Here is a 20,511-nt window from a genome sequence, read left to right on the forward strand (position 1 = left end):
ATCCCCGACCCCTTGGATGTCGACCAAGTATTCTAACCAGCTGAACTAACCGCCCGTAAAACTTTTTTGATCATTGTATTTCAAATGACCGCTTGCGGCTTGCGCCAGCTTAAAAACCATCTACTGCCAAATTCTGGTGGGCGGTGAGGAATTCGAATCCCCGACCCCTTGGATGTCGACCAAGTATTCTAACCAGCTGAACTAACCGCCCCGAAGACCAGCATTATAGAGAGGCTTTCCCGGAATGACAAGGGCTGTTTTACAGGAAACTTTAATCTGTTTTTCATCCGCTTCCCGGGCGTCAGCCCTCTTTATACAGAGTCGGCCCGGCACACGCGGAATGCCGCTAGAATCGCGGCATGAACTCCACCCTATTCGCCTGGCTGAAAACCCTGAGCCGCATCTGCGGTTTTGAAACGGCCGACACCTTCCCGCCCGGCCACCCATATGCGCGCACGCGTTGGGACGCCGCGTATTTCGATATCGCCTCCGACGTGAAGCCCGACGAGATCGAACGGCGCATCTGCGCGGCCATCGCCAACACGCCGAGCGTCTTCGCCTACATCACCAACCCCACGCCGCGCATGCAGCGCGCGCTGCTGAACGTGATCCACGACCGGCTGCGGCGCCAGCCGGGCGCGGGCGCCACGGACCTGGTCTTGTTATTGATCAATGCCTACGCCAGCGACCACGTCGCGGAAGCCGTGCCCGGCCTGCGCACCCTGATCCACAACACGGAGCACGAAGACACGAATCTGCGCGTGCACGCCATCCTGGAATTGCTGGTGGGTACGCCACGGGGACTCGATGTAATCGACATGTAGTCGTCACGCATGATTCGCGGGAACATAGCGCGCCCGCAAACGCATGAACGGCGTTTCCACCAATGCATATAAAAGCCAGCCCGTGGCGATGCTCAGAATAATCATCATCAGCATGGCCGGCAGGCTGTCCGGCCCGTAACCAATATCCTGCATGATCGGGCGCAGCAAAATGCACAACTGCTTGTGCAGCAAATAAATCGCATACGACCACAGGGCCAGACTGGCCGCGCCCGGCACGCGCAGTTTATACAGCGCACTGGCGGGACTCAGCGCCGCGATCAGCAGCAGAGTAAAACTGGCGGCCAGGGCCGGATAGCCGAGCACGGTCACCCAATAACCATAGTGATCGGTGAGAAACACGTAAAACATCAGCGCCGTAGCGGCGATTCCCGCCAGCAAGGTGGGGTTGCCATGGGATGTCAGGCGCGCCCAGGCAGCCGGATGGTGATTCTTCAGCAGCGCCAGCGCCACGCCCGCCACCAGCTCGTCGAAGCGGCACCACGACGCGTAATAAATATACTTGTAATAGCCGAGGCCGCCGCGCGGCAGGTGCACGTACTCATCCCACAAATAGGCCCGCACCAGCATGCCGACGATAAAGCTGGCGGCCACGGCCAGCCACGCCCACAGCAGCGACTTGCGGCACGCCGCAATCAACAATGCCACGGCTGGCAGCAGCACATAGAATTGCTCTTCCACGCACAGCGACCACGCATGCGAAAACGCCGTGCCCGGCGTCAGATTGATGTTTTGCGTAAAGCTCAGGAATTTCCACAGGGGCAGCAGCGCGCTATCGCCGCGAAACGCGGGCCACAAATAATACAGGGCCAGCACGACATAGAAACTGGGCAAGGTGCGCAGAAAGCGCCGCGCATAGAAGCGCGGCAAGGAAAAGCCGTGTTCGCTGCGCAAGGCCGCGAAGATCTGGTTGCCGATCAGATAGCCGCTGAGGGCAAAGAACAGGTCCACGCCCACCCAACCGATTTCGCCCCAGAAGCCAAACGCCCCGCCCTCGCTGACGAACAGCAAATAATGGTTCATGAAGACGAGCACGATGGCCAGCGCGCGCAAGGTATCGAGGCCGTACAGGCGGGAAGGATGAGACGTACTGGACATGGAATCGGCAAGGGAAAACAACGGTGGCGCCGATCATGCCACGCCACACGCTGCCATGGCCAACTTTTTACAGGCGGCCACGGCGAATCCCGCTAAAATATGCCGACCCCGCTTTCCCTTCCCTGATACCAATAGGATATGTCCAGCATGAGCAGCGCACTCCACTTCAAGTCCATCAACTACACGGGCCAGGGCAACGGCCCGCGCCTGATCGTCACCGGCGCCGTGCACGGCAATGAAACCTGCGGCACCAAGGGTATTCAACGCGTGATGGCTGAACTCGACAGCGGCGCCCTCTCCATCGTGGCCGGCAGCGTCACTTTCGTGCCCATCACCAACCCGCTGGCCTATGCCAAGGGCGTGCGCAGCGGCGACCGCAACCTGAACCGCAACCTGTTCCCCAACGACAATCCGCAGGATTTCGAAGACCGCATCGCCAACTGGCTGTGCCCGCTGTTGGGCCAGCACGACGTGCTGCTCGACTTGCACTCGTTCAATGCCGACAGCCAGCCTTTCGTCATGGTGGGGCCGCGCAACAACGATGGCCCGCTGCAACCGTTTCAGCACGAAGACAAGGAGCGCGCGCTGGCGCGCCGCCTGGGCGTGCGCCGCTTCGTCGATGGCTGGCTGCATGCGTATGGCCAGGGCGTGCAGCGCCGCCTGGGCAATAGCGACCAGGTAGGCCTGGTCTTGCGCTATGGCGTGGGCACCACCGAATACATGCGCTCGACGGGCGGCTATGCCCTGACCCTGGAATGCGGCCAGCACGCCGACCCGACCGCGCCGGACGTGGCCTACCGCGCCATCAAGAATACGCTGGCCTTCCTCGGCGTCATTGATGCGCCGCAACCGGAAGCGATTGCCGACGCCGACATGGAAGCGCTGAACATGGTCGTCGTGCACGACAAGCTGCATGCAAGCGACCGCTTCATCAAGACCTGGTCCAGCTTTGACAAGGTCAAACAGGGTGATCAAATCGGCGTGCGCGCGGACGGCACGCCCGTGACGGCCGAATTCGACGCCTACATCCTCTTCCCGGACGTCAACGCGCAAGCCAATGCCGAGTGGTATTACCTGGCGCGGGTGGCCAGCAGCTTTTGATTACTCTTAGTGGCCGACCGACTTGGAGAACAAGTTAATGACGAGCACGCCGGCAATGATCAGCCCCAGGCCGATCAAGGCTGGCGTATCGAGGCTTTGCTTGAACCAGAACCAGCCGACGGCGGAAATGAGCACGATGCCCACGCCGGACCAGATCGCATACACGATGCCAGTAGGAATGACCTTCAAGGTCAGGGACAAGCACCAGAAGGCGATGCTGTAGCCGACCACGGTGATGATGCTGGGCCACAAGCGGCTGAAGCCGTCGGATGCCTTCAAGGCGCTGGTGGCGATCACTTCGGCGATGATGGCGATGGCAAGGTAGAAATACGTCATGGCGAGACTCATGCTGGCATCCTTTATTGAGGGCTGAGCAGTTTCAAGCCCAGGATGCCCGACACGATCAGGGCGATGCAGGCAATGCGCGCGGCGCTGGCCGGTTCGCCCAGCACCATGATGCCGAAGATGGCCGTGCCGACGGTGCCGATGCCCGTCCAGATGGCGTACGCCGTGCCCAGCGGCAAGGTGCGCAAGGCCAGGCCCAGCATCACCACGCTGCCCAGCATGGAAATGGCGGTCAATACGGAGGGCACGAGGCGGGTAAAGCCGGCACTGTATTTGAGGCCGATGGCCCAGCCGATTTCCAGCAAACCGGCCAGTACCAAGATGATCCACGCCATACACACTCTCCTGAGGCGGCAGGGTCGTCCCCGCCATGCAGCCCCCACATCGAGCAGGGTCGTCCCCACAGGAGCAAAAGGAAAAAGTATACCATTGGGTAAAAACTCTTGCCCCAAGCACACTATCGCCAGTGCGGCCCCTGTATTCGAAAGTTGCCAAAAAACATGCACTTGGCGGCATAATTGCCGCATCCATACACTCTCGGGAACAATGATGCTGCTTCTGGCCCAGATTCTTACCGCCCTCATCCTGCTGCTGCACGTCTACATCGCGCTGCTGGAAACCGTGCTGTTCGACGCGCGCGGACGCAAGGTGTTTGGCCTGTCGAAGGAAAAAGCGGAGATCGTGCGTCCCGCCATGTCGAACCAGGGGTGCTACAACGGCTTTCTCGTCGCCGCGCTGGCGCTGGGCTTTTTTCACCCGGACACGGCCATCGCTGATGCGTTCACCGTGTTCGGCCTGGCGTGCATCGCCGTGGCCGGCGTGTGGGGTGCAGCGACCGTCATGACGCGCATCCTCTACCTGCAAACGGTGCCTGCCGTCATCGCCTTGCTGCTGTTCCACTTCGCCTGATAGCTGCCAGGGCGGCCCTGCTTGAAAAATCCACGCTGCCAGCACCTTGTTTACTTATATCGCAAAATACCGATATTGAAATTAACAAAAGACGAACCATATATCGTCTACAGACGAACATCGATCAGGAGAAACACCATGGACATCGACGCCATCCACAAGGCGCTGGCCAATCCCGTGCGGCGACAGATCCTGCAATGGCTGAAGGAGCCGCAGCAGCATTTCGCCCAGCAAGAGCATCCGCTCGACTTCGGCGTCTGTGCCGGACTGATCGACCGCAAGCTGGGTCTGTCGCAATCGACGGTCTCGGTCCACCTGACCACCTTGCAAAAGGCCGATTTGATTTCAGCCAGGAAAGTTGGCCAATGGAGCTTTTTTAAACGTAATGAAGCCACCCTCCAGGCTTTTCTGCAGCACATGCAGCAAGGTTTGTAACCGCAGCCCCATCCATATCGCCGTCCGCGGCACTCTCGACAGGAAAGATAGCAACCATGGCAACCTTATTCGACCCTATCACCATTGGTGGCCTGCAACTGAAAAACCGCATCATCATGGCGCCCCTGACGCGTTCGCGCGCCGGTAATCCGGGCCGCGTGCCCAACGCCCTGATGGCCGAGTACTACACGCAGCGCGCGTCGGCCGGCATGATCATCTCGGAAGCGACGGCCGTCACGCCGCAGGGCGTGGGCTATGCCGACACGCCGGGCATCTGGTCCGAGGAACAGGTCGAAGGCTGGAAACACATCACCGAGGCCGTGCATGACGCAGGCGGCCTGATCGTGCTGCAACTGTGGCATGTGGGCCGCATTTCCGCCCCCGTCTTCCTCGATGGCGACTTGCCCGTGGCGCCCAGCGCCGTCAAGCCGGCCGGCCACGTCAGCCTGTTGCGCCCGAAACAGGAATTCGTCACGCCGCGCGCGCTCGATACGGAAGAAATCCCCGGCATCGTGGCAGCCTACCGCCTGGGCGCCGAGAATGCGAAAAAAGCCGGTTTCGACGGCGTGGAAATCCATGGCGCCAATGGTTATTTGCTCGACCAGTTCCTGCAAGACAGCACCAACCTGCGCACCGATAACTATGGCGGCTCGATTGAAAACCGCGCCCGCCTGATGCTGGACGTGACGGACGCGTGCATAGCCGTGTGGGGCGCGAACCGGGTCGGCATGCATCTGGCACCGCGCCGCGATGCGCACGACATGGGCGATTCCGACCCGCGCGCCACCTTCGGCTATGTGGCACGCGAACTGGGCAAGCGCGGCATCGCTTTCATCTGCGCCCGCGAAGCGCTCGGTGACGACCGCCTGGGCCCCTACCTGAAGCAGGAATTTGGCGGCGTGTACATTGCCAACGAGAAAATGGACAAGGCGGCGGCCGAAGCCTTGCTGGCCAAGGGCGAAGCCGATGCCGTGGCCTTTGGCTTGTGGTTCATCGCCAACCCGGACCTGCCCATCCGCCTGCACAGCGACGCACCCTTGAATCCGCTGAATCCGGATACCCTGTACGCGCCCGATGCGGCCGGCTACACGGACTACCCGGCACTGGCGGCACTGGCTTAAACAGCGCTCGGGGCGACAGCAGCGGCAGGTCGTCGCTGTTGCCTGCCCTTCAGCGCCATCGGCGCCGTGCCGGCCTGGCCGGACGGCGCGCCTGCACGCTGCTGAAGACGCGGCGTATCACCTCGACCGGTACCGCGTGCTCACGCAAATAGGCGGTCGCCACCGTCCGTCCCAGGGCGTGATGGAAAGCGACGCCCCGCTCGACGAGCTCGGCCATCACTTTGTCCGTTCGCACATGCTCCCCCTTTACATCGTCGATACTGTTTTTCATGCCATGGCTCCCTGTCGGGTGGATCAACACTGCATCAAGTTTTGACCACATGGTGCGCATTTAGTGCCCTACACAGCGGCAAAGCATCGTTAAAATAGCGGCAGCAACAGCCTCGACACCGCATGAATAGCGGCCTCGGCTGCTTGTCGCCATCGCCAGCCCCGTATAGAATGCCTGCGCAGAATTTTTGCTTCAAGGAAAATGGCCAGCAGCGCCATCCGATTAAGAACAGTGTCACTGAAGGGTATCAATGGACGATTTATTTGTACAAGCGGGCGACTTGCCGACCTGGCACCAGCGCTGCGCGCTGCGCGTGCTGCAGCTGTTCGGCTGGCGCATGCGCTTCCGTCCCCTGCCAGGGCCGCGCGGCATCGTCGTCGTCTACCCGCACACGTCCAACTGGGATTTCATGGTGGGCCTGTTCGGCAAATGGGCGCTGTCCCTGCCGTTCCGCTGGCTGGCCAAGGATTCCCTGTTCCGCGGCCCGATGGGCAAGGTGCTGCGCTACCTCGGTGGCGAACCCGTCGACCGCAGCACCACCAGCGGCACGATCGGGCGCCAGGCCGAACGCATGCTGGCCGCCGACTGGTACTGGCTGGCCATCACGCCGGAAGCGACGCGCAGCTACCGTCCGAACTGGAAAAGCGGCTTTTACCACCTGGCGCTGGCCGCCAAGGTACCGCTGTTGCTGGTCTATATCGACTACCCGAACAAGGTGCTGGGCGTCGTCGACCATATCTACTTGACGGGCGACAAGGAGGCCGACATGGCGGCCATCGCCGCCGTGTATGCGGGCCACCAGGGCTTGCACCCGGAAAAGGCGGCGCCCATCGTGCTGTCCGACAAGCGCCCTGGCGCTTAAGCTAGCCCCAGCAACACCACGCCGGCGGCCGTCAAGGCCACGCCGGCCCCACGCAGCATGCGCTCGGCCAGCACCTGGCCGACGAAACGCCCCGTACACAGCAAGACAGCCGAGGCCAGCATGAAGCCGCATGCGGCCGCTGTTGCCGGCAATTCCTGGCCATGCGCATTGCCATGCGCCAATGCAAACAGGCCCACCAATCCCATGCCGAGCCAGTTCGGCAAGGCCAGCGCCAGCGCGATGGCCAGCCCCACCAGCGCCACCGTGGCGGCGATACCCGTTTCCAGCCCGGGCACCGTCAAGCCCGCCATACCGGCCAGCGCGCCGAGCAGCATCATGCCGAGAAAAGTGGCGCTCTGGCCCAGCCCGCGGCGCTGCTGGCCGCCCCAGATGCCCACGCCCAGCATGGCCAGCAAATGGTCGATGCCCGTGAACGGATGGGCGAAACCGGCCAGGAAGCCTGCGCTCTCGCCATGACCGGGGTGGGCCATGGCGGGCAAGGCCAGCAGGTACAAGGCCGCCACGGCGGCTGTTTTCTTCATCAGTCTTGCGCTCATTGCAGCTCCTTGCCTGGTTGATCGAGCAAACCTTGCTCGCGGATAAAATCGATGACCACCTGCACGCCGTCGCCGCTGCGCAGGTTGGTGAACACGAAGGGGCGCTCGCCGCGCATGCGCTTGGCGTCCTGCGCCATCACATCCAGGTTGGCGCCCACATACGGCGCCAGGTCCGTCTTGTTGATGATCAACAAATCGGAACGCGTAATGCCGGGCCCGCCCTTGCGCGGGATTTTTTCGCCACCGGCCACGTCGATCACGTAAATGGTGAGATCCGACAATTCCGGGCTGAAGGTAGCGGCCAGGTTATCGCCGCCCGATTCGACCAGGATCAAATCGAGATGCGGAAAATCTGCCTGCATGCGCGCGATGGCTTCCAGGTTGATGGACGCGTCTTCGCGGATGGCCGTGTGCGGGCAGCCGCCCGTTTCCACGCCCATCAGGCGCTCGGCCGGCAAGGCATCGGCGCGCAGCAGGATTTCCATGTCTTCCTTGGTGTAGATGTCGTTCGTGATGACGGCCATGTCGTAGCGCTCACGCATGCCCTTGCACAGCATTTCGCACAGGGCCGTCTTGCCCGAGCCGACGGGCCCGCCGATGCCCACGCGCAGGGGATTGGAGGTGATTGATGTCATTTTTTGCTCTCTCATAAAATTTTCAGGAACGGTACAGGCGGCTGTACTGCACTTCGTGCCGCATCGACAGCAGCGACAGGCCGGGCGCCCAGTTGCCCATCTCGTCGTCTGGTAACGTCTGCGCCGTCAGGGCCGCCGCTTCCAGCTCGGGGCGCAGCGACAGCAATAGCCGCTGGCCCGCCACCTGCCCCAGCGGCACGGATTTCACGCAGACGAGCACCTGGTTTTCCGCCCACGCAAACAGCATGGCCAGCAGCGCCTCTTCGCGCGGAATCGCCAGTGCCGCCACGGCGCAGGCATAGGCCGTGGGCAGGGCCACTTCCGGCTGGCCCTGCAGCATGTCGATCAAGACGCCGTCGGCCACGCCCAGCTCGGCCAGCAATTTGGTCAATGAATAGCCCATCTGGATGGTCTCGGCGCGAAATTCCGCCGTGTCGCGCGAAGCGATGAAACGCTCGCTCCAGCGCTGCACGGCGCACAGATCCTGCGCTGCGAACGCCTGCATCAAGCGCCAGCACAAAGGCGCTTCCCAGCGCGCCACCACCAAGGTCAGATGCTGGGCGATCCAGTCGCGCGCCGTGGCCGCATCGTCCACCAGGCCCGATTCGAGCGCCGCTTCCAGCCCCTGCGAATAGCTGTAGGCGCCGATCGGCAAGGCCGGGCTGGCGAACTGCAGCAGATGCAGCAGGGCCGACGCCTGCATCATGCGGCGCCTGGCACGTCGTCGGGACGGTGGATCTTCTGCCGCAGCGGCACGGGCGCCAGCAAGTGCTGGCCGTGGCCGTCGTGGTGGCCATGGCCGCCGCCATACGCGCCCGCCTCCGGCTCGAACGGCGCGCTTTCTTCCGTCACCGTCGCCTGCAAGCCTTCCAGCATTTCCTTCAATACGACATCCTTGCGGATGCGCAAAAAGCCGTCGCCCACCTGCGCCTGCGTGTGCCGATTCCCCAGATGAAAAGCGCAGCGCAGCAGGGTGTGGGCGTCCGCGCAGCGCACCAGGTAGGTCGGCTCGCGCGCGGCGACGATCCGCACCACCTGCCCTTCCGGCCCCGTCATGCGCTCGCCGTCGCGCAGCACCGTGCCGCGCACGGTGAACACGGCCACGTCGTCGCCATTCGACAGCACGGCGCGCAACCGGCATTTTTCGCGCTGGTCGTAGGGCAGCACGAGTTGCGCGAACGGCGCGCGTTCATCGCCAGGTGCCAGCTTGGTATGCAATGTGAGCATGCTTGTCTCCTGCTTAAAATAGAAAATAGCGCTGCGCCATGGGCAGCACGGCGGCCGCCTCGCACACGAGCAACTGGCCGTCGGCGCGCACGGCGTAGGTTTCCGGGTCCACTTCCATGTGCGGCGTGGCGCTGTTATGGATCATGTCGTGCTTGCGCAAGCCGCGCATGTTTTTCACGCCGATGACGGATTTGTTGAGTTTGAGCTGATGGCCGATATCGAGCTCGTAGGCCGCCTGCGACACGAACGTGAACGACTTTTTCAGGCCGCCGCCGAAGGCGCCGAACATCATGCGGTAGTGCACGGGCTGCGGCGTGGGAATCGAGGCGTTCGGGTCGCCCATCTGCGCGGCCGCGATCATGCCGCCCTTTAAAATCATCGACGGCTTGACGCCGAAGAAGGCCGGCTTCCACAGCACGATGTCGGCGATCTTTCCCGCCTCGATGGAGCCGACCACGTGCGATATTCCGTGCGTGATGGCCGGGTTGATCGTGTACTTGGCGATATAGCGCTTGGCGCGGAAATTGTCGCTGCGCGCCGTGTCGGGTGCCAGCGGCCCCCGCTGCACCTTCATCTTGTGCGCCGTCTGCCAGGTGCGCATGATCACTTCGCCCACGCGGCCCATGGCTTGCGAATCGGACGACATCATCGAGATGGCGCCGATGTCGTGCAAAATATCTTCGGCGGCGATGGTTTCGCGGCGGATGCGCGACTCGGCAAACGCCACGTCTTCGGCAATCGCCGGGTCCAGGTGGTGGCACACCATCAGCATGTCCAGGTGCTCGTCGAGCGTGTTGACGGTGAATGGGCGCGTCGGATTGGTCGACGAGGGCAGCACGTTGGCCTGTCCCACGGCGGCGATGATGTCGGGCGCATGGCCTCCGCCCGCCCCTTCCGTGTGAAACGTGTGGATGGTGCGGTCCTTGAAGGCGGCCAGCGTGTGTTCGAGAAAACCGCCCTCGTTGAGGGTATCGCTGTGCAGCGCCACCTGCACGTCCATGCGGTCGGCCACCGACAGGCAATTGTCGATGGCGGCCGGGGTGCTGCCCCAGTCTTCATGCAATTTGAGGCCGATGGCGCCCGCGCGCACCTGCTCCTCCAGCGGCAGCGGTAAACTGACGTTGCCCTTGCCCATGAAGCCCAGGTTCATGGGAAAGGCGTCGGCGGCGGCCAGCATGGCGTGCAAGTGCCACGGCCCCGGCGTGCACGTGGTGGCTGCCGTGCCGACGGCCGGTCCCGTGCCGCCACCCAGCATGGTGGTCACGCCGCTCATCAGGGCTTCCTCGATCTGTTGCGGGCAGATGAAGTGGATATGCGTGTCGACGCCGCCAGCCGTGACGATCAGGCCTTCGCCGGCGATGATCTCGGTGGCGCCGCCGATGGGCAAGGTCACGCCGGGCTGGATATCCGGGTTGCCCGCCTTGCCGATGCCGAAGATCAGCCCATTTTTCAAGCCGATGTCGGCCTTCACGACGCCCCAGTGGTCGAGGATGACGGCGTTCGTGATGACGGTATCCATCACCTCGGCCGCGCAGCGCTGCGACTGGCCCATGCCGTCGCGGATCACCTTGCCGCCGCCGAATTTCACCTCTTCGCCATAGATCGCGTAGTCATGCTCGATCTCGATGAACAGTTCCGTGTCGGCCAGGCGGATGCGGTCGCCCTTGGTGGGGCCGAACATCTCGGCGTACGCGCTGCGGGGAATGCTGGCCATCTCAATCCTTTCCCGGTGGAGTGTCTTGCAGTTCGCCCATCACTGCGCCATTGAAGCCGTAGACCTTGCGCTCGCCCGCCAGCGCCACCAGCTCCACCGTGCGCTGCTGGCCCGGCTCGAAGCGCACGGCCGTGCCGGCCGTGATATTGAGGCGCATGCCGTAGGCGCGCCAGCGCTCGAAGGTCAGCGCCGGGTTGACTTCAAAAAAGTGGAAGTGCGAACCGACCTGGATCGGCCGGTCGCCGCGGTTGGCCACCACCACGGTGGCCGTGGCGCGCCCCGCATTCAAGCTGATTTCGCCTTCTTCCAATGTGTATTCGCCTGGGGTCATGACCGGCTCCTGTAAATGTCGCTTGGTTGATTACGGTATCGGGTGGTGCACGGTCACCAGCTTGCTGCCGTCGGGGAAGGTCGCCTCCACCTGGATATCGGGGATCATCTCGGCGATGCCGTCCATGACGTCGGCGCGCGAGAGTATCTTCGTGCCGTCCGACATCAGCTGCGCCACCGACTTGCCATCGCGCGCGCCTTCCATGATGGCGGCGCTGATCAGGGCCACCGCTTCGGGATAATTCAATTTCAAGCCGCGCGCCAGGCGCCGTTCGGCCAGCAGTGCGGCCGTAAAGATGAGCAGCTTGTCTTTTTCGCGGGGAGTCAGGTCCATGTTTTTCCTTGCGCTTCTTTCCTGATTAAGTGTTCCAGATGCGGGGCACGACGGCGTCGCGCCCCAGCATGGCGGGGCGCAGCAACTGCCAGGCGGCCAGCATGATGCGGCGCGCCGCCTCGCTGTCGCCGCACAGCAGGCGCACCACTACCAGTGCTTTCATGTGCGTGGCGCCAAATGCGGCGCCGGCCGGCACGGCGATCTCGCGCACGGCGGCCAGCACGGCGGCGGATACGGGTGTGCCGACGGCGATCAGGGTGGCGCATACCGTGTGCCCCCCCAAGCCCAGCGGGCTGGCCATCAGGGCGCCGCCGGCGGCCAGCACGCCCTGCTCCCACCACAGCAGCTTGCCGCCGCGGCGGATCTGCACCTGCTGGCGGATGCTGCCCGTGTTGAACATTTCGCCCGAGGCGCTGCGCCCCAGACAGACGATGTCGCAGCCGATATAGCTGGCGTCCGCCGCCAGTTCCACCTCGTGGCGCAGGCGCACGCAAGCCTGGTCGAAGAAAATGCTCTCCTGCGGCAGCCACTCGATGGCCGCGCCCCGGCCCGCGCGCAGCATGAGGTGCTGGCCCGAGACGTGGCCGTTGGCGCGGTACCATTTGGCGGCGCCCGGCGACGTGAGCAAGGCGTGCGCGCCCTCGCCCACCGTCGCGTCGACGGCCAGCTGGTCGCCGCCCACCACGCCGCCTGGCGGATGGATGATGATGGCGTGACAGACGCCATCGCCTTCCGGATACAGGGGCTTTTGCACGCGCAAAGGGCCGCTGTGCGTGCGCTCGACGAGGCGGCTGACGCCATCATGCAGCGCAAAGCCCAGGCGCAGGTGCGCCTGCCAGGCGCCGTGCGCGCTGGTGTCGAAAGACATGACTGGATGGGTACTGTCTGGCATGCGGGGCAATCGCGTAAATAGCGATTACCTAAGCAGGATATATGCCAGCATCAGGGGATGGAAAAGTGAGAATCGTGCACCGCGCCGCAGCGGACGCACCGGCATGGTGCATCCGCTGCGGCGCGGCGCTCACGCCAGGGGCAACGTGCGCCGTTCGCGCAGCAGCGCCGTGAATGGGTCGGCCGCCAGGGGACGGCTGAAATAATAGCCCTGCATTTCGTCGCAGCCGTGTTCCGTCAGGAAGGCCACCTGCTCGCGCGTTTCCACGCCTTCGGCGATGACGCGCATGTCCAGGTTGTGCGCCAGCGAGATGACGGAACGGGCGATGGCTGCGTCGCTGCTGCTGGTGGTGACGTCGTCGACGAAGGATTTGTCGATCTTCAGCACGTCGATGGGAAAGCGTTTCAGGTAGCCCAGACTGGAATAGCCGGTGCCGAAGTCGTCGAGCGAAATGCCCACGCCGATATCCTTCAGGCGCGTCAGCGCCGCCACCGCCTTGTCCGGATCGCCCATCACCGTGCTTTCCGTGATCTCGATCCCCAGGCAGGCGGGCGCGATGCCGTACTTGCGCAAGGTCGCCTCGACGAAAGGCACCGTGCGGTCCTGTGCGAACTGTTTGCCGGACAGGTTGACGGCCACCTTGATGCTGCCCAGGCCCGCATCGTGCCAGACGCGGATTTGCGCACAGACGCTTTCCAGCACCCATTCGCCGATGGCCGTGATCGAGCCGTATTCCTCGGCCAGCGCGATGAACAGGCCGGGCGGCACCTTGCCCAGCACCGGGTTATCCCAGCGCAGCAACGCTTCCGCGCCCAGCAAGGCCCCCGTGCGCAAGCACATCTGCGGCTGGTAATGCACTGCGAATTCATCGCGGCAGATGGCACCGCGCAGTTGCTGCTGCATCGCCAGGCGGGCGCGGATGTCGCTGCCCATGCGCTCCGTGAAGAAGGCGTAATGGTCGCGCCCCATTTCCTTGGCCCGTACCAGAGCCGTGTCGGCGTGGCGCAGCACGTCGTCGAGGCTGTCGCCGTCGGCCGGGCACATGGCGATGCCGATGCTGGTGGTCAGCGCCAGGCGATCGCCATCGACGCTGAGTTCTTCGCGCAAGCCGGCCAGGATGGTTTGCGCCAGCGCCAGCGTGCGGCCCAACATCGCATCGTCCTGCAGCAGGATCTGGAACTCGTCGCCGCCCTGGCGCACCACCGTGTCGCCTTCGCGCACGCAGCCCGACAGGAAGCGCGCCACCACCTGCAGCGCCTTGTCGCCGACGGCCTGGCCATGCGAATCGTTGATGTTCTTGAAGCGGTCCAGGTCCAGGCACATCAGCACCACCTGCTGGCTGTCGCGCACGGCGTTCGCGCGCGCCTGTTCGAAGCGCTCGCGCAGCAGCACGCGGTTCGGCAAACCCGTCAGCGCGTCGTGGTAGGAAAGGAAATCGATCAGGTGCTGCTCGGCCTTGCGCTCGCTGATGTCGAGGAAAACGCCGATGTAGTTGACGACGGCGCCATCGGGCCCGTGCACAGTGGAGGCGCTGAGCAGGCAAGGATAGGTGTCGCCGCTCTTGCGCCGCGTCTGCACCTCGCCCGACCAGCAGCCGCTGCTGCGCAAGCCCTGGCGCAGGGCTTGCAGCACCGCTTCGCCCGTGTGTCCGGCGTGCAGGCGCAGGATGTCCGTGCCCACCACTTCCTGGGCCGCGTAGCCGGTGATGCGCGTAAAGGCGGGATTGGCCGTGACGATGATGCCGGCCGGATCCGTGATCAGGATGGCGTCCTGGGTCGCTTCGAAGACCTGGCCCGACAGGCGCAGCAATTCTTCATTGGCGCGGCGGATCTGCACTTCGCGCGCCAGGGTGCTGGCCACCTGTTCCAGTTCGGCCGTGCGTTCGGCCACGCGCCGCTCCAGGTTGGCGCGCTCCTGCGCCAGCTGCAGCTGCGCCCGCGCCAGGCGCACGTGCGCATCGGTGCGGGCGAGGATTTCCTCGGCCTGGAAGGGTTTGGCGATAAAGTCGACGGCGCCCAGCGCGAAGCCCCGCACCTTGTCGTCAGTATCGTACTGGGCCGACAAGAAGATCACCGGCACCTGGCGCAGGGACGGTATCTCCTTCAGGCGGCGGCAGACTTCAAAGCCGTCGAGGCCGGGCATGCGCACGTCGAGCAGGATCAGCTCCGGCGGGCGCGCCTGGGCCGTCCACAGGGCCAGTTCGCCGTTCGGCGCCTGGCGCACTGCATAGCCGGCGCCGCCCAGCAAATCGCTCAACAGCTTCAGCGAAGCCGGCGTATCTTCAACGATCAGTACTTCGCCCTTAGCATTCACTTCGGAAAAATCGCGGTGCATGTAGCAGTTCTCTCAGCTTTGGATGAGGCGCGGCGGTCGGTTGCCGCGCTGGACAAGACATTTCTTTGCGATGAACTACGTACTATCATCATAATCTTTATTGCAATTTAGCACCATCCATCGGCGGCACTTAGTCCTTCTTTTCAGTCAATCCGATGTTGTCAGCCCACACTTTTCAAGCGTGCGCCAGCGCGCCCTCATGTTCCAGCAAGTCGCACAGCTGGCGGTACTGATGCTGGTCGAGCATGGCCTGCAGCGGCGCCAGCAACGGTGCGGCCGACGGCGGCAGGGCTGCCAGCAGCAGGGCCACCCTTGCCAGGTTCAGTTCGCGCAGCGCCACCAGCAAGGCCGCGCGCTCCGCCCCGGCCAGCAGCAGCAAGTCTTGCGCGCGCAGTGCCAGCGGCGCCTCGGGCACCGGCGCCACGGGCAGCGGCACAGGCACCTGGACGGGCGCCTCGGCCGCCTGCGCGGGTATGCTGAAACGGAAGGTGGCGCCCTGCCCCGGCGTCGATTCCAGCGTCAGTTCGCCGTTCATCAGCTGCACGAATTCGCGCGAGATGGCCAGGCCCAGGCCCGTGCCATCCTTCGGTCCCGCGCTGTCGGCCTGCACGAAGGGTTCAAAAATGCGCTGCTGGTCTTCCGGAGCGATGCCGATGCCCGTGTCGCTGACGGCAAACGACAGCATCCATTGATCGCCATCGCGCCGCTCGCCGAGCACGCGCAAGGTGACCTCGCCGCCGCCGGCGAACTTGACGGCGTTCGACATCAGGTTCAGCAGCACCTGGCGCAGGCGCGTCGCGTCGAGCAGCACGGCCGACGGCAAGTCCGCGCAATCGAGGCGCAAGGCCAGCCCCTGCTGCTCGGCGCGCATGCCCAGCATGTCCATCACTTCCTGCAGCAGGGGCGCCAGCGCCACCACGGCCGTCTGCGCGTGCAGGCGCCCCGCCTCGCCCTTCGACAGCTCGAGGATTTCATTGATCAGCGTGAGCAAATGATTGCCGGAGCGGTGGATGATGGCCAGGTTGCGCTTTTCATCGTCCTGCATGTTCGGCGAGGCGGCCATCAGGCGCGAAAACCCGATCACGGAATTCAAGGGCGTGCGCAGTTCATGGCTCATGTTCGCCAGGAAGGTGCTCTTGGCGCGGTTCGCCGCCTGCGCCTGGCTGACGGCGACCGACAGGGCGCTGGTGCGCTCGGCCACCAATTCTTCCAGGTGATGGCGGTGGCGCAGCAGTTCCAGTTCGGCCTCGCGGTGCGCCGTGATGTCGTAGTTCGAGCCCACCAGGCGCATGGGCTGGCCCTGCCCATCGCGAAAGATCACGGCGTCGGCCTTGATGTAGCGGATGGCGCCATCGGGCCACAGGATGCGGTACTCGTGCGCAAAGGCGCTGCCGGCGGCCAGCGCGGCGCGGATGGCGTCCTTGGCGGCCGGCACGTCGTCCGGCACCAGCGCCGCGCGCCAGATCGCCGCCGGCGCCATGCTGCTGTGCGCATCGGCCCTGAACTGCGCGTACATCTGTTCATCCCACTGCAAGGCGTCATTGACGACGTTCCAGTCCCAGATGCCGATGCTGGCCGCTCCCGTCGCCATCTGCACGCGCTCCTCGCTGCGCTGCAAGGCGCGGTAGCGGCTGTCGAGCAGCGCCACCATGTCGCGGATGGAACGGTACAGCGTGCGCAGCTCGCCCAGGAACCACGCTTTCGGCGGCGTGCCCAACGCTTCGCCCTGCCCCGCCTTGACGCCCGCCGCATACTGGCCGATCGCCTTCAGGGGCTTGAGCATCAGACACCACATGAGCAGCCAGATGCTGGCCACCAGGATCACGTCGAGCGCCACGATCATGGCGCCGATGCCCAGCGCGCGTTGCCGCAGTTTCGCGTGCAGCAGGGCCGGCGTCGCATACACGGCCACGTTGCCGATGACTTGTCCGCCCATCGTCACGGGGCGCCGCTGCACCAGCCAGTCGGGCTCCGCGGACAACGAGGAAAAGCTGTCGATGGCCCCGCTCGCAGTGCGGCGCAGGACCAGCGCTTCCTTGCCAATGCCCGGCGTCAGGGAACTGGCCACCAGGTCGTGCTTGCCCAGCGTGCTGCGCATGATGGCCTGCATCTGCTTTTCATCGAGATTCCACAATGGCAGTTCGATGGCCACGGCCAGCTGGTCCGCACTGACGGCCAGGCTGCGATGCAGCTGCTGCCAGCGCTGCTCGCGTTCGGACTGGTAAAACAACATGGCAAACACCAGCAGCAGCGCGGTGACGACACAGGTCAGCGCCACGCTGACGGCCAGCACGATGGACACGCCGCCCAGGCGCGCGCCTTCGGATGCGTGAAAAGTCATGCGCCTTCGCCCTGCGGCTCGCTGGCCAGCTGCGCCAGCAAGGCGCACAGCGGCTGGTACTGATGCTGTTCCAGCATGGCGGCGATGTGCGCGGCCAGCTGCGGCAGGCTGGTCGCCACGCCGGCCAGCACGATGGCGCTGCGCCGCAAATCGAGGGCCTGCACGGATGCGAGCAGCGCCTGCCGCTCGGCCGCGCCCAGCTGGCCCAGCGTCTGCTGCAGGTCAAAGACGGCCGCCGGCATGCGCGACGGCGCCGCGCCGGTGCGCTGGAAACGCACGCCCAGCTGTTGCTCCAGCATGGCGAACAGGTGTTCCTGTTCGATCGGCTTGCGCAGGAAACCGTCAGCGCCGGCTGCCAGCGCTTCCTGCTTTTCTTCCTCGAAGGCGGAGGCGGTCATGATCACCAGACGCGGCTGCACCAGCGCCGGCTGCGCGCGCAGCCAGCGCGTCAGCGCCAGGCCGTCCATGTCCGGCATGCGCCAGTCGCTGAGCACGATGTCGTAGCGCTGCGTCGCCAGCATGGCTTGCGCCTGCGCGCCGCCCGCCGCCTCCCGCAGCTGGAAGCCCAGCGGCGCCAGCAAGCCGGCCAGCAGCTTGCGGCAGTTGTCGTCATCGTCGACCAGCAGCACCATGCGCCCGCGCTGGGCCGGCGGCAGGCGCGCCACGCGGCCCGGTGCCAGTGCCGCGACGGCCGGCTGCTGCAGCACGGGCGCGCGCAGCTCGAAACTGAAACGGGAACCTGTCCCCAAGGTCGATTCGACGCGCAGCTCACCGCCCATCAGGCGCACGAATTCGCGCGAAATGGTCAGCCCCAGTCCCGTGCCAGCCTGCGCCACGGCGCTGTCGGCCTGCACGAACGGTTCAAAGATGCGCTCCAGGTCTTCTTCCGCGATGCCGCTGCCCGTATCGCGCACGGCAAACGCCAGCGCCACTGGCCCATCATCTGCCGCCTGGCAGGCCAGCGACAGGGTCACGCTGCCCTGTTCGATGAACTTGAGCGCGTTCGACAGCAAATTGAGCAGCACCTGGCGCAGCTTGGCGCCATCGAGGCGCACCAGCGGCGGCACGCCGGAACGCTCGAGCCGCAGCGCGATGCCCTGGTCGCCGGAGCGCATGCGCACCATCTCGAGCACTTCGTCGAGCAAGCCGTTCAAGTCCACGGGCCCGGCTTGCAGCTGCATGCGGCCCGCCTCGATTTTCGACAATTCCAGGATATCGTTGATCAAGGTCAGCAAATGGTGGCCGGCACGGTTGATGATGGCCAGGTTATGCTTTTCTTCCTCGAACATGCTGCTCGAATCGGCCATCATCTGCGAAAAGCCGATCACGGAATTCAAGGGCGTGCGCAATTCGTGGCTCATGTTGGCCAGGAAGACGCTTTTAGCGCGGTTCGCCGATTCGGCCTCGGTGACGGCGACCGACAGGGCCGCCGTGCGCTGCTGCACCAGTTCCTCCAGGTGGTCGCGGTAGCCGAGCAGCTCCTGCTCGCTGTGCTTGCGCTCGGAAATGTCGACGATGCCGCTGCGCACCAGGCGCCGCCCTTCCATCGGCAAGCGCACCAGCCGCACTTCACAGGGAAAGATGCTGCCGTCGGCGCGCCGCACATTGCGTTCAACCAGGATGGGTTCCCCCAGCATGGCGCGGCGCAGATGCTCTTCCATCATCAGTCCCAGCGGCAGGCCATCGGGCTGCTCGCCGGTGTACAGGTCGAACGGCCCACGCGCCAGCAGCGCTTCGCGCGACATCCCCAGCATGCGCTGCGCGCTGCTGTTGGCGTCGATGAAGCGGTCCTGGTCCAGGTCATACACGACGATGGCTTCGGGCGCATGCTCGACGAGAATGCGGAAGCGCTGCTCACTTTCGCGCGCATCGCTCTCGGCGCGGCGCAGGCGGCGGCGCTGCAGCAGCAAGGCGCTCAGCAGGCTCGCCATGGCGAGAAACACGGCGCCAACCGACAGCACGGCGACGCGGTGTTCATGCCACAACTGCGGCGGGCGGTTGAAGAACAGGGTGTGCGGCGGCAGCTGGCTGAAATCCGCATCCCAGCGCTGCAGCTGTTCCCAGTCATACATGGGCACCGGGCGGATCGGCGGCAGCAAGGCGCCCGGCGCGGCAGGCGCCTTGCCATCCAACACGGCCAGCGACATCTGCGCCACCTGCTGCGCGGCCCCTTCGATGTGCAGGATGGAGCCACCCAGGATGCCCTTGCCCACGTTCGTGTTGTACATGCCGAACGCGGGCACGTTCGCCAGGCGCGCCAGTTCCCCGGCAAACTGCACGGGCGTGGCGATGGCGCCGGCCACGTCGCGGTTGACATTGCCCGCCACCAGCAGCGTATCGGCGGGCAGGTGCGCCACTGCCGCGCGCATCTGTTCCAGGGTCAGGCCATCGAGATAGCGCATGGCCACCTTGCCTTGCCACGCCTGCGCCGCCTGCTGCATGCGGCGCTTCAAGGCCAGGTCGGCCTCGCTGGCGCCGACGGCCATGACGATGGTTTTGGTCTCCGGGAACAGCGCCATGGCTTGCGCCAGGGTGCCGGGGAAATCGACATTCGCCATTTGCTGCCAGATGGATGCCGGGCTGCCCGCCGGCAAGGCCTTGCCCGAGGTGTTAATCGCCAGCACGGGCACATCGCGCGCCAGCGGCGCCAGGTCCGACAGCAAGAAGTCGAGCGCCGGCTGCTGCATGGCGATGATCAGATCGGCCTTGCGCCCCATCATCTGGGTGTATCTTAAAAGCAACAAATCACGCATCTCGTTGCGCAGCGCCGGGTCGCCCTGGGTATTCAGGTTCAGGTGCTCGACCATGATGTCTTCGCTGGCCAGGCCCGCGGCGGCCATGGCGGCCACATAGGTGCGCGTGTACGATTCCACGCCGGCGCGGCCGTAATCGTAGGCGTTGAGGAACAGCACGCGCTGCCCCTGGTGCGGCGGCGCACTGGCCGGCACGGCGGCCGGGGCCACGGCGATACAGAACGCCAGCAGCAATGCGCGGCGACAACGGCGCACCGCTGCCCTGCCCATCCCGCCGCCAGGCCGCAAGCCGCCCGGCACATCACGCATCATTCGCCATGCCCATGCTCACTCCCGCCTGTCACCATGTTTCACCATTGCGCTGACTACCCAGCCACCGACACTTACAAAAACATGATAACGTCAACTGC

21 protein-coding genes and 1 tRNA gene are annotated in these 20,511 nt (G+C 64.6%); 6 read left to right on the forward strand and 16 right to left on the reverse strand.

Annotated elements, in window-relative coordinates:
- Positions 1–134 precede the first annotated feature (134 nt).
- Positions 135–211 (reverse strand) — tRNA-Val (locus AC54AF_RS22450).
- A gap of 148 nt (positions 212–359) precedes the next feature.
- Between AC54AF_RS22450 and AC54AF_RS22455 the strand changes: the two genes are divergently transcribed.
- Positions 360–824, forward strand: a complete 465-nt coding sequence (locus AC54AF_RS22455) for a hypothetical protein (RefSeq protein WP_496638316.1) — start codon at positions 360–362, stop codon at positions 822–824.
- 3 nt (positions 825–827) lie between these two features.
- Here the strand turns inward: AC54AF_RS22455 and AC54AF_RS22460 are convergent, their stop codons facing one another.
- The gene (locus AC54AF_RS22460) at positions 828–1,940 is read right to left on the reverse strand and encodes an acyltransferase family protein (protein ID WP_496638317.1); all 1,113 of its coding nucleotides are present in this window, start codon (positions 1,938–1,940) and stop codon (positions 828–830) included.
- Between the two features lie 138 nt (positions 1,941–2,078).
- Here AC54AF_RS22460 and AC54AF_RS22465 point away from each other — a divergent pair, with 138 nt between their 5' ends.
- Positions 2,079–3,041 carry a M14 family metallopeptidase gene (locus AC54AF_RS22465; RefSeq protein ID WP_496638318.1) on the forward strand — a complete coding sequence of 321 codons (963 nt, stop codon included), beginning with the start codon at positions 2,079–2,081 and terminating at the stop codon, positions 3,039–3,041.
- A gap of 6 nt (positions 3,042–3,047) precedes the next feature.
- On the opposite strand, the gene AC54AF_RS22470 is transcribed toward AC54AF_RS22465, so the two are convergent.
- On the reverse strand, positions 3,048–3,377 hold the full coding sequence (locus tag AC54AF_RS22470) for an SMR family transporter (protein WP_436504389.1): 330 nt from the start codon (positions 3,375–3,377) through the stop codon (positions 3,048–3,050).
- Positions 3,378–3,400: 23 nt separating this feature from the next.
- Positions 3,401–3,721 carry a quaternary ammonium compound efflux SMR transporter SugE gene (sugE, locus tag AC54AF_RS22475; protein ID WP_034783172.1) on the reverse strand — a complete coding sequence of 107 codons (321 nt, stop codon included), beginning with the start codon at positions 3,719–3,721 and terminating at the stop codon, positions 3,401–3,403.
- A 211-nt stretch (positions 3,722–3,932) separates the two neighbouring features.
- Here sugE and AC54AF_RS22480 point away from each other — a divergent pair, with 211 nt between their 5' ends.
- From AC54AF_RS22480 to AC54AF_RS22490, 3 genes are all read left to right on the forward strand, one after another.
- Positions 3,933–4,295: a DUF1304 domain-containing protein gene (locus AC54AF_RS22480; protein ID WP_496638319.1), complete on the forward strand. Its 363-nt coding sequence runs from the start codon at positions 3,933–3,935 to the stop codon at positions 4,293–4,295.
- 138 nt (positions 4,296–4,433) lie between these two features.
- A complete protein-coding gene (locus AC54AF_RS22485; protein WP_496638320.1) occupies positions 4,434–4,730 on the forward strand; it encodes an ArsR/SmtB family transcription factor in 297 nt (98 codons plus the stop codon).
- Between the two features lie 56 nt (positions 4,731–4,786).
- Positions 4,787–5,851 carry an alkene reductase gene (locus AC54AF_RS22490; protein ID WP_496638321.1) on the forward strand — a complete coding sequence of 355 codons (1,065 nt, stop codon included), beginning with the start codon at positions 4,787–4,789 and terminating at the stop codon, positions 5,849–5,851.
- Between the two features lie 49 nt (positions 5,852–5,900).
- On the opposite strand, the gene AC54AF_RS22495 is transcribed toward AC54AF_RS22490, so the two are convergent.
- Positions 5,901–6,122 (reverse strand): hypothetical protein, encoded by a 222-nt coding sequence (locus AC54AF_RS22495; RefSeq protein ID WP_496638322.1) that lies wholly within the window; start codon positions 6,120–6,122, stop codon positions 5,901–5,903.
- A 250-nt stretch (positions 6,123–6,372) separates the two neighbouring features.
- Here AC54AF_RS22495 and AC54AF_RS22500 point away from each other — a divergent pair, with 250 nt between their 5' ends.
- A complete protein-coding gene (locus tag AC54AF_RS22500; protein ID WP_131686376.1) occupies positions 6,373–6,984 on the forward strand; it encodes a 1-acyl-sn-glycerol-3-phosphate acyltransferase in 612 nt (203 codons plus the stop codon).
- Here the strand turns inward: AC54AF_RS22500 and AC54AF_RS22505 are convergent.
- The 11 genes from AC54AF_RS22505 to AC54AF_RS22555 form a co-directional block, all read right to left on the reverse strand.
- Positions 6,981–7,541, reverse strand: a complete 561-nt coding sequence (locus AC54AF_RS22505) for a HupE/UreJ family protein (RefSeq protein WP_496638323.1) — start codon at positions 7,539–7,541, stop codon at positions 6,981–6,983. The genes AC54AF_RS22500 and AC54AF_RS22505 overlap by 4 nt on opposite strands.
- The gene (gene ureG, locus AC54AF_RS22510) at positions 7,538–8,176 is read right to left on the reverse strand and encodes an urease accessory protein UreG (RefSeq protein ID WP_096236144.1); all 639 of its coding nucleotides are present in this window, start codon (positions 8,174–8,176) and stop codon (positions 7,538–7,540) included. The genes AC54AF_RS22505 and ureG overlap by 4 nt, the downstream gene beginning before the upstream one ends.
- A 22-nt stretch (positions 8,177–8,198) precedes the next feature.
- The gene (locus AC54AF_RS22515; protein ID WP_496638361.1) at positions 8,199–8,879 is read right to left on the reverse strand and encodes an urease accessory protein UreF; all 681 of its coding nucleotides are present in this window, start codon (positions 8,877–8,879) and stop codon (positions 8,199–8,201) included.
- Positions 8,879–9,403, reverse strand: a complete 525-nt coding sequence (ureE, locus tag AC54AF_RS22520) for an urease accessory protein UreE (protein ID WP_496638324.1) — start codon at positions 9,401–9,403, stop codon at positions 8,879–8,881. The genes AC54AF_RS22515 and ureE overlap by 1 nt, the downstream gene beginning before the upstream one ends.
- Before the next feature lie 13 nt (positions 9,404–9,416).
- The gene (gene ureC / locus AC54AF_RS22525) at positions 9,417–11,117 is read right to left on the reverse strand and encodes an urease subunit alpha (RefSeq protein ID WP_496638325.1); all 1,701 of its coding nucleotides are present in this window, start codon (positions 11,115–11,117) and stop codon (positions 9,417–9,419) included.
- A gap of 1 nt (position 11,118) precedes the next feature.
- The gene (locus tag AC54AF_RS22530; protein ID WP_496638326.1) at positions 11,119–11,448 is read right to left on the reverse strand and encodes an urease subunit beta; all 330 of its coding nucleotides are present in this window, start codon (positions 11,446–11,448) and stop codon (positions 11,119–11,121) included.
- A 30-nt stretch (positions 11,449–11,478) separates the two neighbouring features.
- Complete coding sequence (locus AC54AF_RS22535; RefSeq protein ID WP_034751936.1) at positions 11,479–11,781, reverse strand: urease subunit gamma; 303 nt, start codon at positions 11,779–11,781, stop codon at positions 11,479–11,481.
- A gap of 25 nt (positions 11,782–11,806) precedes the next feature.
- The gene (locus AC54AF_RS22540; RefSeq protein ID WP_496638327.1) at positions 11,807–12,649 is read right to left on the reverse strand and encodes an urease accessory protein UreD; all 843 of its coding nucleotides are present in this window, start codon (positions 12,647–12,649) and stop codon (positions 11,807–11,809) included.
- 153 nt (positions 12,650–12,802) lie between these two features.
- Entirely contained in the window at positions 12,803–15,007 is a 2,205-nt protein-coding gene (locus AC54AF_RS22545) for an EAL domain-containing response regulator (protein WP_496638328.1), read from the reverse strand.
- A gap of 175 nt (positions 15,008–15,182) precedes the next feature.
- Positions 15,183–17,348: a sensor histidine kinase gene (locus AC54AF_RS22550; protein WP_496638329.1), complete on the reverse strand. Its 2,166-nt coding sequence runs from the start codon at positions 17,346–17,348 to the stop codon at positions 15,183–15,185.
- A complete protein-coding gene (locus AC54AF_RS22555) occupies positions 17,345–20,413 on the reverse strand; it encodes an ATP-binding protein (RefSeq protein WP_496638330.1) in 3,069 nt (1,022 codons plus the stop codon). The genes AC54AF_RS22550 and AC54AF_RS22555 overlap by 4 nt, the downstream gene beginning before the upstream one ends.
- Positions 20,414–20,511: the final 98 nt, after the last annotated feature.

The organism is Janthinobacterium sp. JF4 (assembly GCF_059617925.1).